Annotated in this window: 14 protein-coding genes and 1 pseudogene; 12 read left to right on the top strand and 3 right to left on the bottom strand. The window is 71.4% G+C overall.

Features of this window, described 5'->3' with window-relative positions:
* Positions 1-115: 115 nt before the first annotated feature.
* Positions 116-1,444: a hypothetical protein gene (locus ACIQZN_RS29450; RefSeq protein ID WP_404000160.1), complete on the top strand. Its 1,329-nt coding sequence runs from the start codon at positions 116-118 to the stop codon at positions 1,442-1,444.
* Between the two features lie 72 nt (positions 1,445-1,516).
* Here ACIQZN_RS29450 and ACIQZN_RS29445 read toward each other — a convergent pair whose 3' ends face one another.
* Positions 1,517-2,512: an ATP-binding protein gene (locus ACIQZN_RS29445; RefSeq protein ID WP_404000157.1), complete on the bottom strand. Its 996-nt coding sequence runs from the start codon at positions 2,510-2,512 to the stop codon at positions 1,517-1,519.
* 102 nt (positions 2,513-2,614) lie between these two features.
* Between ACIQZN_RS29445 and ACIQZN_RS29440 the strand changes: the two genes are divergently transcribed.
* Positions 2,615-3,439, top strand: a complete 825-nt coding sequence (locus tag ACIQZN_RS29440) for an oxidoreductase (protein WP_404000155.1) — start codon at positions 2,615-2,617, stop codon at positions 3,437-3,439.
* Positions 3,440-3,849: 410 nt separating this feature from the next.
* Here the strand turns inward: ACIQZN_RS29440 and ACIQZN_RS29435 are convergent, their stop codons facing one another.
* Positions 3,850-4,689, bottom strand: a complete 840-nt coding sequence (locus tag ACIQZN_RS29435; protein ID WP_404000152.1) for an HAD family hydrolase — start codon at positions 4,687-4,689, stop codon at positions 3,850-3,852.
* A 562-nt stretch (positions 4,690-5,251) separates the two neighbouring features.
* On the opposite strand from ACIQZN_RS29435, the gene ssd reads away from it, so the two are divergent.
* The 7 genes and pseudogenes from ssd to ACIQZN_RS29400 all read left to right on the top strand — a co-directional run.
* Entirely contained in the window at positions 5,252-6,313 is a 1,062-nt protein-coding gene (gene ssd / locus ACIQZN_RS29430) for a septum site-determining protein Ssd (protein WP_404000377.1), read from the top strand.
* Positions 6,310-7,458 (top strand): TadA family conjugal transfer-associated ATPase, encoded by a 1,149-nt coding sequence (locus ACIQZN_RS29425; RefSeq protein WP_404000149.1) that lies wholly within the window; start codon positions 6,310-6,312, stop codon positions 7,456-7,458. The genes ssd and ACIQZN_RS29425 overlap by 4 nt, the downstream gene beginning before the upstream one ends.
* A gap of 62 nt (positions 7,459-7,520) precedes the next feature.
* Positions 7,521-8,339: a type II secretion system F family protein gene (locus ACIQZN_RS29420; RefSeq protein ID WP_404000375.1), complete on the top strand. Its 819-nt coding sequence runs from the start codon at positions 7,521-7,523 to the stop codon at positions 8,337-8,339.
* Complete coding sequence (locus ACIQZN_RS29415; RefSeq protein WP_404000146.1) at positions 8,336-9,175, top strand: type II secretion system F family protein; 840 nt, start codon at positions 8,336-8,338, stop codon at positions 9,173-9,175. The genes ACIQZN_RS29420 and ACIQZN_RS29415 overlap by 4 nt, the downstream gene beginning before the upstream one ends.
* 91 nt (positions 9,176-9,266) lie before the next feature.
* Positions 9,267-9,449, top strand: a complete 183-nt coding sequence (locus ACIQZN_RS29410; RefSeq protein WP_404000372.1) for a DUF4244 domain-containing protein — start codon at positions 9,267-9,269, stop codon at positions 9,447-9,449.
* A 109-nt stretch (positions 9,450-9,558) separates the two neighbouring features.
* A complete protein-coding gene (locus ACIQZN_RS29405) occupies positions 9,559-9,936 on the top strand; it encodes a TadE family type IV pilus minor pilin (protein WP_404000369.1) in 378 nt (125 codons plus the stop codon).
* Positions 9,936-10,253: pseudogene (locus ACIQZN_RS29400) on the top strand (Rv3654c family TadE-like protein); the annotation flags it as partial. The gene ACIQZN_RS29405 and the pseudogene ACIQZN_RS29400, both read left to right, overlap by 1 nt.
* Positions 10,254-10,293: 40 nt before the next feature.
* On the opposite strand, the gene ACIQZN_RS29395 reads toward ACIQZN_RS29400, so the two are convergent.
* On the bottom strand, positions 10,294-13,122 hold the full coding sequence (locus ACIQZN_RS29395; protein ID WP_404000144.1) for a DEAD/DEAH box helicase: 2,829 nt from the start codon (positions 13,120-13,122) through the stop codon (positions 10,294-10,296).
* A gap of 78 nt (positions 13,123-13,200) precedes the next feature.
* Between ACIQZN_RS29395 and ACIQZN_RS29390 the strand changes: the two genes are divergently transcribed.
* From ACIQZN_RS29390 to ACIQZN_RS29380, 3 genes are all read left to right on the top strand, one after another.
* Positions 13,201-13,554, top strand: a complete 354-nt coding sequence (locus ACIQZN_RS29390; protein WP_003967428.1) for an STAS domain-containing protein — start codon at positions 13,201-13,203, stop codon at positions 13,552-13,554.
* A 303-nt stretch (positions 13,555-13,857) separates the two neighbouring features.
* Positions 13,858-14,316, top strand: a complete 459-nt coding sequence (locus ACIQZN_RS29385; RefSeq protein WP_404000141.1) for an ATP-binding protein — start codon at positions 13,858-13,860, stop codon at positions 14,314-14,316.
* A gap of 269 nt (positions 14,317-14,585) precedes the next feature.
* Entirely contained in the window at positions 14,586-15,242 is a 657-nt protein-coding gene (locus ACIQZN_RS29380; protein WP_404000139.1) for a small secreted protein, read from the top strand.
* Positions 15,243-15,249 lie beyond the last annotated feature (7 nt).

Genomic DNA, 15,249 nt, shown 5'->3' with positions numbered 1-15,249 from the left:
GTGAATAGTCAGCTTTTCATTCGGCCTGTCGTGCTGGCTCTTGGGCCGTGCGTGCGACTTTGGCCGCGCCGTGTCGGCACCCGGCGCAAGCTACCTGCGAGAAAGAGGTGGGCGGATGATGGCCGCCGCGAGGAAGACGATGGGCGCCACGAGGAGGATCGGCCTGGGCGTCGTGGCCGTCGTGCTGGTCGCGGGAGCGGCCGGGTGCTCGGGAACCGGCTCCGGAGCGGAGGGCTCCGGCCTCGGGGCCGTGAACGGCGCTGCGGGAGAGAAGAAGAAGGGTGCTGAAGCTGCCCCCAAGCGCGTGTTCCGGGCCATCGGTGATGGTTCCACCGCGTTCACGGGGGTCCAGCCCAAGCAGCCGGTGGTGGATCGCCTGACGCCGAGCCAGAAACCCCCGCAGTTCGTGGTGTTCTCGTGGGACGGGGCGGGCGAGGACAGCCAGCGGCTCTTCTCGCACTTCCGCGAGGTGGGCAAGAAGTACAACGCCGCGATGACGTACTTCCTCAGCGGCGTATATCTCCTGCCGGAGGGGAAGCGGACGCAGTACGACCCGCCCAAGCACAACGCCGGCGCCTCGGACATCGGTTTCAACGACACCAAGGGCATCCGAGACACCCTGGCCCAGCTCCGTGGGGCCTGGCAGGACGGCAACGAGATCGGCACCCACTTCAACGGGCACTTCTGCGGCAAGGACGGCGGCGTCGGCACCTGGTCCGTCGAGGAGTGGAAGAGCGAGATCAGCCAGGCCAAGTCATTCGTGAAGGGCTGGAAGACGAACGACCCTGTCCTCAAGGACGAGAAGGCGCTGCCCTTCGACTACGACAAGGAGCTCGTCGGCGGCCGCACCCCCTGCTTGGAGGGTCAGAAGAACATGGTGGAGGCGGCGCGCACCCTGGGGTTCCGCTACGACTCCAGCGGTGTCAACGATCAGGTGTGGCCCCAGAAGAAGAACGGTGTCTGGGACCTCTCCATGCAACTGGTGCCGGTCCCGGGGCGCGACTTCGAGACGCTGTCGATGGACTACAACTTCATGTTCAACCAGTCCGGAACGACGCAGGGCGACCCCGACAAGCACGAGTACTGGGGAAACCAGATGCGCGACGGCCTGCTCCAGGCGTTCGATCGCGCGTATGACGGCAACCGCGCGCCACTGATCATCGGCAACCACTTCGAGTCCTGGAACGGTGGCACGTACATGCGCGCCATCGAGCAGACGATCGCGACGGTCTGCACCAAGAAGGAAGTGCGCTGCGTCTCGTTCAGGCAGCTGGCGGACTGGCTCGACGCCCAGGATCCGGCGACCCTGGCGAAGTTCCGGACGCTCAAGGTCGGCCAGGCGCCCAAGGCCGGCTGGCCCGCGTTCCTCACGTCGGGCGTGGGCCGGGAGCCGTTGGCCTCGAAGGCGCCGGCCGCGGCCGCGGGTAATCCGGCCGATCGTTAGATCCGGTGGGTCCGGGCGCCGGGCAGGAGACGTGCCCGGCGCCGTGGCCGGCCCACCCGGGACCTCAGTCGCTCACGCGAGCTGGGTCGCTTCGGCGCGGAGGAAGCGCTCGTCCAGTACGAAGCCGGGGTCGACCTGCGCGGCGAGGTCGGCGCCGGTCTTCTCGTTCCCCCAGCTCTCCGCGTTCCTCAGGTGGAAGTGCACCATCTGGCGCGTGTAACGGGCCCAGTCCCGTCGTTCGTACGAATCCTCCGCAGCGTTCTGCAGGGCTTGCAGGGCCATCCGGTTGTCCGCCTCAAGCAGCTCGAAGCGAGCGGGGCGGCCCTTCTCCATGGCTCGCACCCAGTCGGAATGGCCGACGGTCACCAGCAGGTCGTCGCCCACCTCGGAACGCAGGAAGTCCAGGTCGTCCTCGCCCTGCACCTTGTTTCCGACGACCTTCAGATCCACGCCGAAGTCCCGCGCGTACTCCTTGTACTGGCGGTAGACGGAGACGCCCTTACGGGTCGGTTCGGCGATGAGGAACGTCATGTCGAAGCGGGTGAACATCCCCGAGGCGAAGGAGTCCGAACCGGCGGTCATATCGACCACCACGTATTCGTCGGGGCCGTCCACGAGGTGGTTGAGGCAGAGCTCGACCGCGCCGACCTTCGAGTGGTAGCAAGCCACGCCCAGGTCCGATTCGGTGAACGGCCCCGTGGCCATCAGCCGGATGTCTCCGTCGTCGAGCCGGACCGTACGGGCGCAGGCATCGAAGATCGGGTTGTCCTCGCGCACGCGCAGGAGGCGCGAGCCCTCGCCCGGCGGCGTCGTCTTGATCATCGTCTCGGCCGAGGCGATGCGCGGATTGCCGCCGCGCAGGTACTCCTTGATCAGGGGCAGCTCGGCGCCCATGGCGGGCAGCGCCGCGGATTCGTCCTCGTCGAGGCCGAGCGCGGCTCCGAGGTGCTGGTTGATGTCGGCGTCCACCGCGACGACGTGGGCTTCATTGGCTGCGAGGTGGCGGATGAAGAGCGAGGACAGCGTGGTCTTTCCGCTGCCGCCCTTCCCTACGAAAGCGATCTTCATGTTCACCTAGGGTAGTCGATCGCTCGCTATGAGTTGTCTGGTTTCGTGAAGAAGGCCACTCCCGGCCGGTGGGCGGGCCGGAGGCGCGTAGCCTCGCTACTTATGAGTACGACTTCCTCGGACCCGCTCGTCGCTCTGGGCGCCCTGCCGGGCGTGACCGACGCGGTGGACTCCGTACGCAAGGCGGTGGACCGCGTCTACGGCCACCGCGTGATGCGGCGCCGCAGCAACGAGGTCACGGCGGAGGCCGCTCTGCGGGGCGCGCGTGGATCGGCCGCCCTGTCCGGTGCCGACTGGAACCTCGAAGAGGTGCGCCGCCGCACCGACTTCAGCGGTGACGACGAGGCACGTGTCGTCGGGGCCGCGCTGCGCCTGACAGCGGAGGCGGGGCAGCTTCTGTCCATCTGGCGGCAGTCGCCGTTGCGGGTGCTGGCTCGGCTTCACCTGGTGGCGGCCGGCAGCGCCGCCCCGGAGGACGCGGTCGGGCGGCCCCGGCTCGCGGGCGAACCGGTGGACGAGCCTCTGATCGAAGCCCCGCTGCCGGACGCGGACGAGGTCGCGGGCCGACTGGAAGGCCTCAGCCGGATCATCCTTTCGGGGAGTGAGGCTCCCGCTCTGGTGACCGCCGCCGTCGTGCACGGAGAGCTGCTGGCCCTGCGCCCCTTCGGTTCGCACAACGGCCTGGTGGCGCGGACCGCGGAGCGGATCGTGCTGATCGGGAGCGGGCTCGATCCCAAATCGATCTGTCCGGCCGAGGTCGGGCACGCCGAGCAGGGGCGGGCGGCCTATGCCGCCGCTTTCGATGGCTACCTGTCCGGTACGCCGGACGGCATGGCGGCCTGGATCGGCCATTGCGGACGCTCGGCGGAACTCGGCGCCAGGGAATCGACAGCGGTGTGCGAGGCCCTGCAGCGAGGCGCCGCATAAGGCGGGTCCCCGCTCGCCACCGGCATCGGCCGGCCGCTGTCGGCTAGCCGCTGTCGTACGGGTATCGCGGTCGTACGAGCTGAGCATGGTTGCGGCGGTACCGGTCTCGGTACCGCCGCTGGCACGTCCGCCCGGTTACCAAGCGTCCTCGATATGTGCCCATCAGGCCGGGGTCTTTGCCCGCTCCTGGTGTGGCTGGCCCGTAATCGACGGGTCGACGTCGCGTGGGTGCCGGGTTTTCATGCGCGGTCCGTGGGGCCTTGCTGCGTAATTCAGGTCATCCTCTCGGATGTCCTTGGTCTCGCGGGCCGTTGAGTCCTTTGTACTCCAGGGGCCGGTGGAGCGGTAGTGGTGGCCACACTTCTTTACTTTTGTGTTCAATTACGGACGAGTTGGTTCAATGGGTCGGGTCACGCGGAAGCCGCGCCGGCTCGTCGGCGGGCGGCGTACCAGACGGCTCCCGCCGTGAGCGCTGCCGCACTCACGGCTGCCGCGGCCATGAGCGCCGGTCGCGGTGGCAGGGAGAACGCCGAGAGGCGCTGCTTGAGGCGGACGGGCCGGTCGAAGGCGAGAATCGGCCACTCCCGAAGCGCGGCCTCCCGTCGCAGCGCGCGGTCCGGATTGACCGCGTGGGGATGGCCCACGGATTCCAGCATCGGGACATCGGTGGCCGAGTCGCTGTACGCGTAGCAGCGGGCCAGGTCGTATCCCTCGGACTCCGCGAGCGCCTTGATGGCTTCGGCCTTCGTGGGGCCGTACGCGTAGTACTCCACCTCGCCCGTGTAGCAGCCGTCGTCACCGACGACCATGCGGGTGGCGACGACGCGGTCGGCGCCGAGCAACTCACCGATCGGCTCGACCACCTCGGCGCCCGAGGTCGAGACGATCACGACATCGCGGCCGGCGGTGTGGTGCTCCTCGATGAGGGTCGCCGCCTCGTCATAGATGATCGGATCGATCAGTTCGTGCAGGGTCTCGGCCACAAGTTCCTTGACCTGCTGCACGTTCCAGCCCTTGCAGAGCGCCGAGAGATATTCGCGCATCCGCTCCATCTGGTCGTGATCCGCGCCCCCGGCGAGGAACACGAACTGCGTGTACGCGGTACGCAGCACCGCGCGGCGGTTGATCAGCCCGCCGTGGTAGAAGGACTTGCTGAAGGTCAGTGTCGAGGACTTCGCAATGACCGTCTTGTCCAGGTCGAAGAAGGCGGCTGTGCGCGGCAAGAAGCGGTTTTCCACACGGCAGAGCATAGGGGCCCGCCATTCGGCGTAAACCCTGGCGCGTGGGTTTGCCTGAGAAGGGCCTCGGGTACACCATGGAAGTCACGGATCGTTCGCGACCGTGCTAACCCGGTCCGGCTCCTCCCCCCCCCGAGTCGGCCGTGGGGACGACCCCCGCTCTCCCCCCCGGCGGGGGTCGTCGCATGTCCGGACGCGGTTTGTCGCGCGGAATCGACCATTTCTCCTCCTTCTGCTCCTTGTCGGGCGATGACCGCGACCGACTCACGTCAGCGTGCACTGTGACACTGGGTAGCGAAAGAGTCGCACCGGGAAGTCACCGGTATGAGCTACGAAGTTATTCACAACCACTGAGTTGTCCACGGTTTTTGAGCAAGATCCACACGATTTCCGGAAGCGCTGCACCGTGATTCCACCCGTGAACTCCACGGGTACCGGAATCACCGTTCTCGGACGGTCTCCGAGATCGCCGCACCCGCGGCGAAGGTGAGTGATGGAGGGGGAGAGCGTGGCTGAATCCAGTGCGCAGGACCGATGGGCGGCTGTCGCCACGCGGCGGGGTGGACCGCTGATCGTGACCGAGGACGTGGATCTGCTCGACGACCTGCTGAGGCTGTGCGCCGCCGCCGGTGCGGAACCGGAGGTGCATCACACGCTGCCGGACCATCGAGAGGGGTGGGAGCAGGCGCCCATGGTCCTCGTCGGCGACGACGCGGCCGCACGGTGCCGAGGCGCGGCGCGCAGGCGGGGCGTCATGGTCGTGGGACGGGGCCGGGACGTGCCGGACGTGTGGCGCCGAGCCGTCGACATCGGCGCCGAGTGCGTGATCCGGCTGCCTGACTCCGAGACCTGGCTTGTCGACCAGATCGCCAACGCGTCGGAAGGCGTCGGCCGGCCCGCGGTCACGGTCGGGGTGATCGGTGGCCGGGGCGGCGCGGGTGCGTCCACGCTGGCCTGCGCTCTCGCGGTGACCGCGGCCGGAGCGGGGCAGCGGACCATGCTCATCGACGGGGACCCGCTGGGCGGTGGCATCGACGTGCTGCTCGGTGGCGAGCGGGCGGAAGGCATGCGGTGGCCGGATTTCGCCCATTCAAAGGGGCGGGTCGGCGGGGGCGCGCTGGAGGAATCGCTGCCCGCGCTGCACGGGCTGCGGGTGCTCAGCTGGGGCCGAGACGACTGGGTGGTGATCCCGCCCCCCGCCATGCGGGCGGTGCTGGCCGCCGCGCGCAGGCTCGGCGGGGTGGTGGTGGTCGATCTGCCGCGCCGGGTGGACGAAGCGGTGGCCGAGGCCCTTGCCCAGCTGGACCTGGGGCTTGTGGTCGTTCCCGGCGAGCTGCGCGCGGTCGCGGCGGCGAAGCGGGTGGCGTCGATGGCCGGGATGGTGCTCGACGATCTGCGGGTGGTGGCGCGGGGACCGTACGCGCCAGGGCTCGACGCGCACTGGGTGGCCCGGGCCATGCGCCTGCCGCTGGTCGGCGAACTCCCGCTGGAAAAAGGTCTGTCGGCCGAGCAGGACGCCGGCGAGCCGCCCGGCGGCAACGTGCGCGGCCCGCTGGCCAGATTCTGCGCCGCCTTCTGGGATCAGGCGCTCGTGGGTGAGCGCGTCAGTGGCCCGGTCGCCGGGGGTACTCCATGACCGAGGCGCTGCTCGACGCGGTGAGGCAGCGGCTTGCCTCCAGCGGCGCTGCTCCGACTCCGGCCGGGGTCGCCGCCGCTCTGCGGGCGCAGGGGCGTCTGCTCGGCACGGCCGAAGTGCTCGGCCGTGCGGACGAACTGAGAGGGGAGCTGATCGGCACCGGGGTGCTGGAGCCCCTTCTGGCCGACCCCGATGTCACGGACGTTCTGGTGTCGGCGCCCGACCGGGTCTGGGTGGACCGGGGAGGGGGGCTCGAACTCACCGGGGTGACCTTCGCGGACGCGGCCGCAGTCCGCAGGCTGGCCCAGCGGCTCGCGGCCGTGGCGGGACGCCGACTGGACGATGCCAGGCCCTGGGTGGACGCGAGACTTCCGGACGGCACCCGTATGCACGCGGTGCTTCCCCCGGTATCGGTCGGGTCGACGTGCCTTTCGCTGAGGGTGGTCAGGCCCCGGGCCTTCTCGCTGGCGGAGCTGGTCGAGGCCGGGACCGTGCCGCCCGGAGGAGACCGGGTGCTGAGGGCCCTGGTGGAGGCGAGGGTCTCCTACCTGATCAGCGGTGGGACGGGGGCGGGGAAGACGACTCTGCTGTCGAGCCTGCTGGGGGCGGTGGGGGAGCGCGAGCGGATCGTGCTCGCAGAGGACTCCGCAGAGCTGCGACCGGACCACCCGCATGTCGTACGGCTGGAGTCGCGCCCCGCGAATCAGGAGGGTGCCGGCCGGGTGACCCTTCGCGACCTGGTGCGACAAGCACTGCGCATGCGGCCCGACCGGCTGGTGGTCGGTGAGGTACGGGGAAGCGAGGTGACCGAGCTCCTGGCCGCCCTGAACACGGGGCATGAGGGGGGCTCAGGAACTGTTCATGCCAATGCCGCCGGGCACGTACCAGCACGGTTGGAGGCGCTCGGAACGGCGGCGGGGCTGGACCGGCTGGCGCTGCACAGCCAGCTCGCGGCGGCTCTGTCGGTCGTGGTCCACCTCGTACGGGACCGGGCGGGGCGCAGGCGGATCGCGGACATCCATGTGCTGGAGCGGGATGCGGCCGGGCTGGTGCTGACCGTTCCGGCGCTGCGGTGGGGCGGCACCGGATTTGAGCGGGAGCGGGGCTGGGAGCGGCTCCACGAGCTCATCGGGGGCGCGCTGTGATCGGCGGGACGGCGCACGTCGGGGTGCCGGACGTGGTGCACGCCGCGGCGCTGTGTGCGGCGATGGCGGCCTGGCTGGTGGTGATGGGGCGTAGTCGGCCGCTGCGCAGGGCGCGAGCGCTGATGACCGACGAGGGCGAGCGGACGTCTGCCGGGGAGAGGTGGTGGAGGGTCCGCAGCCGGATCGAGAAGCGGCTCAGAGGGCGGTGGGAGTGGCTGTGTCTGCCGGTGGCTTCGGTGCCGGCGGTGCTCGGGCAGTCCGTTCTGCCGTTGATCGCGGGGGCCGCTGCTGTCCCTCTGGCGCGGAGATGGTTGCTGAAAAGGGGGGCGCGCGAGGAACAGGAGGCCAGGGCGAACGGGGTGGTGGACCTGTGCGGTGCGTTGGTCGGCGAGCTCAGGGCCGGTCGCGAGCCGGGGGAGGCGCTGCTCGTCGCGGTGCGCGGTACGGACGTGATGGGCGATGTCGGATTCCGGGTGTCGGCCGCCGCACGGTTCGGGGGCGATGTGCCGCGGGCGCTCGTCCAGGCGGCGGGTGAACCGGGCCTGGACGGGCTGGCCGGAGTGGCCGCCTGCTGGCGGGTGGCGGTGGGCAGCGGGGCCGGGCTCGCGGCGGGCCTGGACCGGCTGGAAAGCGCGTTGCGTGCCGAACGCAGGCAGCGGGATGAGCTGCGGGCGCAACTCGCGGGGGCGTGGTCGACGGTCGCGGTGCTCGCCCTGCTCCCCGTGCTCGGCCTGGGGCTCGGCGCCGCGCTGGGCGCGGACCCGTTGAGGGTGTTGCTGCATACCACCGCCGGTCTGGTCTGCCTGGTGACCGGCGGCCTGCTGGAGGTGTGCGGGCTCTTCTGGGCAGCCCGGATCGTCCGGGCGGGGGAAGCCGGATGAGCGCGTCGGCCGGAGGGGGTGTCCAGGCGGCGGAAGCCGTGGCGGTGGCGCTGTGCCTCTACGCGCGAGTGCTTCTTCCCTTGGCGCGGCGGCAGGCCGGTCGGCGGGTGCGGCGTCGGGGCGAGCGCCTTTTTGCGGTGGGGCCGGCGGTTCCCGGGGTCTGGATGGGGCCGTTCCGCTCCTCCGGGCCTGGGGTGGGCCGGACGGTCTCCGTCGGCCCGGTCGGACAGTGGGTGGTGCTGTCGGCGGTCGTGCTGACGGGGTGGTTCCTCGTGGGCGGCCCGGCGGGATGGGCGGTCGGCCTGGCCTCGGCCTTTGGCGCGCGGCGGTGGCAGCGGAAGCGGCTCGGACATGCCTCGCGAGTCGCCGCCGAGACCATGGCCCGAACGGCGGAGGCCGCCAGCCAATTGCCCATGGCGGCGGATCTGCTGGCGGCCTGCCTCTCCGCCGGTGCCGGTCCGGTGGAGGCGGCCGAAGCGGTGGGGGAGTCCCTGGGCGGCCCGGTGGGCGATCAGCTCGCCCGGACGGCCGCGGAGATCCGGCTCGGCGGGGACCCGGCTGTCGCCTGGGGGAGGTTCGGCGAGATACCGGGGGCCGCCACCCTGGCCGGCTGCCTGGACCGGGCCGGCTCGACCGGCGCACCGGCGGCGGAGCCGGTGGCCCGGATCGCCGAGGCACTGCGGGCCGAGCGGGCGAGGGCGGCCGTGGCGCGGGCTCAGCGGGCCGCCGTGATGGTCACCGCGCCTGTGGGGCTCTGCTTCCTCCCCGCGTTCCTGGCGGTCGGGGTGGCGCCCGTGGTGATCGGGCTGGCCGGGGGCCTGCTCCAGCCGGCGTAGTCCGGAAGGCGAAGACGTAAAAGCAGTTCAGCCATGTCGTACGTAACCGATGTGTCGGGGGTTTGAAGTGATGCGCAAGATCAAGAACTGGATGCGGTCCGTGGTCCGTCTCGCACGGTCTCGGGGCGACAGTGGAATGACGACGTCCGAGTACGCGGTGGGCACGATCGCGGCCTGTGCGTTTGCCGCCGTGCTCTACAAGGTCGTCACCAGCGCGGCGGTGATGTCCCAGCTGCAGTCACTGCTGAAGGGCGCGCTCGATGCGAAGTTCTGAGGCGGGTGCGGGTGCGGGTGCCGGGTCCGGAGGTCGGCCGGGGCGAGGGCGGAACGGGCGGTGCGGGGGAGTCGTGCCGGACGGCAGGAGGTTCGGCGATCGGGGAGTGGTGACGGCGGAGGCCGCCATGGTGATCCCGGTGCTGGCGCTGTTCGCTCTGGCGCTGCTGTGGGCGCTGATGGCTGCGTCGGCCCAGATTCGTTGTGTGGACGCGGCCCGGGCCGGTGCTCGTGCCGCGGCCCGTTCGGAGCCGGCGCCGCAGGTGCGGGAAGCCGCTCTTTCCGCCGCACCCGGCGGGGCTTCGGTCGCGGTGGAGCGGGCCGGAGAGCTGTGGCGGGTGACGGTGACCGCTCCGACGCCCGGGCCCGGGCGGCTTGCCGTGACGTTGAAAGCGGAGGCCGCGGCTGCGGCGGAGGACGCGCCGGTGCCTGCCGGGCCGGCTGCGGCGGGCGGCCCGAATCCGGCGGTGGAAGGGGGCGGCCCGTGATGGGGCGGGGACGTTGCCGATGGGACTGGGCTTTGGTCCGGTGGCGGCGTCGGGTGCCGGAGGGGGATCAGGGGCTGGCGACCGTTTGGGCGGCGGTGACCACGGCGACGCTGTGCACCGTGTTCGCTGTGGTTCTGGCGCTCGGGCAGGTGGTGGCCGCCCGGCACCGGGCCGGGGGCGCGGCCGATCTGGCGGCGCTGGCGGTGGCGGACCGGGCGCTGGAAGGCGTGGAGCCGGCCTGCGCGTCGGCCGGGGAGGTGGCCAGGGCGCAGGGGGCGGAGGTGGTGCGGTGCACGGTGCTGGGGGAGGTCGCCGATGTGACGGCCCGGGTGCGGTTCGGGCCGTACGCGCCGGAGGTCAGGTCCCGGGCGGGGCCGCCGGAGGAGGCTCCTCCGGCGGGTGGACCGCCGCTTCGGGCGAGCCGGGATCAGCGGGGCGGCCCGGACCGGATCCGGCCGGGCGGCCCGAGCCCTCCGTCGTAGCGCGCCGGTTGTCGGGCGTCGCGCCGGGGCCATGCGCCGAAGCGCCCCGGCCCTCAGGCGGTGCGTCCTGGCCGTCCGCCACGGCGTCCTGGCCGTCCGCCACGGCGTCCAGGCCTTCCCCCGTAGCGTCCCGGCCCCCCGCCCCAGCGCCCCGGGCGTCGTCCTTGCCCGGCCCGCTCGGCGTTCCGCCCGGCCCGCTCGGCGTTCCGCCCGGCCCGCTCGGCGTTCCGCCCGGGCCGTCGGCCTCGTCGGGATCGCCCGGCGCGGAGCGCAGGAGTTCCGTGAGGAGGCGGACGGCGCCTCGTTTGTGCAGGGGGTCGTTGCCGTTGCCGCACTTGGGGGACTGGATGCAGGAGGGGCAGCCCGCGTCGCACTCGCAGGACGCGATGGCCATGCGCGTGGCCGACAGCCACTCGCGGGCGGTGTGGAACGCGCGCTCGGCGAATCCGGCGCCGCCCGGGTGGCCGTCGTACACGAAGACCGTGGGCAGCAGGGTGTCGGGGTGCAGCGGGACGGACACCCCGCCGATGTCCCAGCGGTCGCAGGTGGCGAAGAGAGGCAGCATGCCGATCGAGGCGTGCTCGGCGGCGTGGAGCGCGCCGCCGAGGATCTCCGGGTTGATCCGTGCGGCGTCGAGCTGGTCCTCGGTCACCGTCCACCACACGGCTCGGGTGCGCAGGGTGCGCGGCGGCAGGTCCAGCTTGCTCTCGCCGAGCACCTCTCCGGTGATCAGCTTGCGGCGCAGGAAGGAGACGACCTGGTTGGTGACCTCGACGGACCCGTAGCAGAGCCGGCCGTCCCCCCAGGGGATCTCGGTGTCGGTGTCCAGGACGGCGATGGAGGTGGTGTCGCGGGCGGTGGTCGAGTACGGCGGGTCGGCCTGTTCGACCAGGGCCACGGAGTCCTCCAGGTCCAGTTTGCGGACCAGGTAGGAGCGGCCCTGGTGGAGGTGGACGGCGCCCTCGTGCACGGCGCTGTGGGCGGCGGACTCGTCCACGGTGCCCAGCAGCCGGCCGGTGCCCTCCTCGACGATCTGGACGGGGCGGCCGCCCTCGCCGCGGATGTCGGTGAGGTCGGCGGCCCGCTCGCGCCGGGTCCAGTGCCAGCCCGACGGTCGCTTGCGGAGCAGCCGGGCGGTCTCCAGCTGGGGGAGGAGCCCGGGCGCGGCCGGGCCGAAGAGCTGGAGGTCGTTCTCGGTGAGCGGAAGCTCCGCCGCGGCGGCGCAGAGATGGGGGGCGAGGACGTACGGGTTGTCCGGGTCCAGGACGGTCGACTCCACGGGCTGCTCGAACAGGGCCTCGGGGTGGTGGACGAGGAAGGTGTCCAGCGGATCGTCGCGGGCCACCAGGATGGCGAGGGCGCCCTGGCCCGCCCGCCCTGCCCGGCCCGCCTGCTGCCAGAGGGACGCCCTCGTTCCCGGGTAGCCGGATATGACGACGGCGTCCAGCCCGGAGACGTCGATGCCGAGTTCCAGGGCGGTGGTGGCGGCGAGACCCAGGAGGCTGCCGGAGTGCAGGGCGCGTTCCAGGGCGCGGCGTTCCTCGGGGAGGTACCCCCCGCGGTAGGCGGCGACCCGGGAGGGCAGGGTGCGGTCGACCTCGGCGAGGCGTTCCTTGGCGATGACGGAGATCAGCTCGGCGCCGCGCCGGGAGCGTACGAAGGCGACCGAGCGGACGCCCTGGACGGTGAGGTCGGTGAGCAGGTCGGCGGTCTCGGCCGTGGCGGTGCGGCGTACGGGGGCACCCTTCTCGCCGTGCAGCTCGGTCAGCGGGGGCTCCCACAGGGCGAAGACCAGTTCGCCGCGCGGGGAGGCGTCGTCGGCCACCTCCGTGACGGGGAGGCCGGTGAGGCGGCCGGCCGCGAGGGCCGGCTCGGCGGAGGTGGCGGACGCGAGGAGGAAGACGGGGTCGGAGCCGTAACGGGCGCAGAGGCGGCGGAGTCGGCGCACCACCTGGGCGACGTGGGAGCCGAAGACGCCCCGGTAGGTGTGGCACTCGTCGATGACGACGTAGCGCAGCGAGCGCAGGAAGGAGGACCAGCGGGGGTGTGACGGGAGGATGCCCCGGTGCAGCATGTCGGGGTTGGTGAGGACGTAGTTGGCGTACTGGCGCACCCACTCGCGCTCCTCGACGGGCGTGTCGCCGTCGAAGACGGCGGGCCGGATGCCGTTGCCCAGCGGGGCCGCGAGCGCCTTGACCGAGCGTCGCTGGTCGGCGGCCAGTGCCTTGGTGGGGGAGAGGTAGAGAGCGGTGGCGCCGCGCCCGTTCGGGGCCTCGGAGCCGTCCAGGAGGGCGCTGAGGACCGGGGCGAGGTAGGCCAGGGACTTGCCGGACGCCGTTCCGGTGGCGATGACGACGGACGTGCCGTCCAGCGCGTGCTCCGCGGCGGCCGCCTGATGGGCCCAGGGGTGGTCGATGCCGGCCTTCTGGATGGCGGCGATCACTTCCGGACGGATGCGGTCGGGCCAGACTGCATGGGTTCCCGCACGCGGGGGCAAGTGCTCCGTATGAGTGATGCGCGCGGACCGGCCCGCCCCTGCGGCGAGCCGGTCGAGGACCATCTCGGGAGAGGGGCGGGAGCCCCCACTCCCCGGGGGTCGACTGGGGCGTTGATTCTTGGCCATCGGCACCGAGTGTGTCACTGGCGAGGCGGACAATGGTCCGAAGGCGTCGTGCATGGCTGCCGGTAAGTGATTGAATGCCATCGCGGCTGGCGATCCGTCCCCCGGCTCCGCCGGGGAGACCGAGGGGCGACCGCTCGATAGCAAGGTGCTGGAGGATCCGTGGACCTGTCCTTGTCGACTCGCAATGTGTCCGGCCCTGGTGGCGACCGTACGGTCGTCGAGGTCGGTGGCGAGATTGATGTGTATACCGCGCCCAAGCTGCGCGAGCAGTTGGTCGAGTTGGTGAATGACGGCAGCTACCACCTGGTTGTCGACATGGAAGGCGTCGACTTCCTCGACTCCACCGGCCTCGGCGTGCTCGTGGGCGGCCTGAAGCGGGTGCGGGCCCATGAGGGCTCGCTGCGCCTGGTGTGCAACCAGGAGCGCATTCTTAAGATTTTCCGGATCACCGGTCTGACCAAGGTGTTCCCGATCCACACCACGGTCGACGAGGCCGTCGCGGCCACCGACTGACATCCGGTCCGGCGCCGGTCCGGCTCGTGCCGGTCCGGCGGCGGCCGGCCCGCGGCGGCTCCCCCGGGAGCCCGCCGGGGCGGCAGTGTTTGTCCCGCCGTGGCCGGTGGGTGGGCCCGGGATGCCGGGATCACCCGGTCGGCGGTCCGTGGCCGATTTATTTGTCAGCCGTATCCGTCAGCCGCCCGATCCGTCCGGGAGAGTCCGCTCGGCGCCGGGAGCCAGGGTCCGCAGAGGGAGCCGGGGCTTCGGGCCGTGCGGCCTGCCCCCGGCATGCACATACGTACGTTCGAGGGGGATCGCATGGCCACCGTTGAACTCCGCTTCAGCGCCCAGCCCGAACACGTCAGGACCGCCCGTCTCGTGGCGGCGGCCGTGGCGCGCAGGGCCGGAGTCGACGAGGCCGTGCTCGACGAGGTCCGCCTCGCCGTGGGCGAGGCGTGCAGCCGCGCCGTCGGCCTGCACCGCAGCCACGGCGTCACCGCTCCCGTGACGGTCCGCCTGATCGAGGAGGAGAAGACCTTCGCCATCGAGGTCGGGGACGAGGTGCCGGGCCCCGGCGCCGACGGCTCCGTTCCCGGTGGTGCCTCCGGGCGACGCGGCGGAGGGCTCGATGAGCCCGAGCCCGATGCGGACGACGAGGACGAGATGGGCCTCGCGGTCATCAGCGGCCTCGTGGACGACGTGGAGGTCAGGTCCGGTGCGGAGGGCGGAGTCATCCGGATGAACTGGCCGAAGACGCCGGTCGCCGTCCTTCCCTGAGCGGTGCCACCGCGCGTCGCGAGCGATGCGCGGTCAGTTCTCTTCTCACTCAGAGCTTCTGACGTCGCGTCTGGCTGGTCGACCTCTCGTGCGAGTGGGGAATCGTTCGCCTGTTCCCCTCGGTGGGGGCTGTCCGGGTGAGTTGCGTATCCCTCATTTCCCTTGGTGCAAATGGCTGCAAAAGCCTGCCTATCGGACGCCTGACACCCGGATGGAGGGCGTTCGGCGTGTAAGTTCCGGGGCCGAGAGCCTTGGAAGGGACCAAACCGGTGAACAAGAAGCTTGCAGCCGCGCTGTCCGGCGGTGCGGTACTCGTACTGGCACTGTCGGGCTGCAGCGACGACAGCGACGACAAGGTGAACGACTGGGCGAAGAAGGTCTGCGACCAGGTTCAGCCGCAGCTGCAGAAGATCGCGAACGCCAACGCGTCCATCCAGCAGCAGACCTCCGACAACAGCAAGCCCGCGGACGTCCAGAAGACCGACTCCGCAGCCTTCCAGCAGATCTCGCAGGCGTACAAGGCGCTGGGCTCGGCCGTCGATTCGGCGGGTCCGCCGCCGGTGGACGACGGCGAGACCACGCAGAAGGAGGCCGTGAAGGAGCTCAACGCCTCCTCCGCGGCCTACGCCAAGCTCCAGGACAAGGTCGACGACCTGGAGACGAAGGACCAGGGCAAGTTCGCCGACGGCCTCAAGGGCGTCGCGGAGGAGCTGAACAAGATCAGTACCAGCGGTGACCAGGCCCTGCAGAAGCTCCAGTCCGGCGATGTCGGTTCCGCGATGGCCAAGCAGGAGGGCTGCCAGAAGCCGACCGCTTCGCCGTCCCCCTCGGGCGGCGCTTCGGACGACTCCGAGCCCTCCGCCAAGCCTTCGACCGAGCCGTCGAAGGAAGCGTCTCCCTCCGCGTCCGCCAGCAAGAAGGCGTAACCGGGCG

This window comes from Streptomyces sp. NPDC097595 (assembly GCF_044761525.1).
Lineage (GTDB): Bacteria > Actinomycetota > Actinomycetes > Streptomycetales > Streptomycetaceae > Streptomyces > Streptomyces drozdowiczii_A.
Note: the sequence above shows the minus strand (reverse complement) of the source record. Positions and strands in the feature narration are given on the sequence as shown.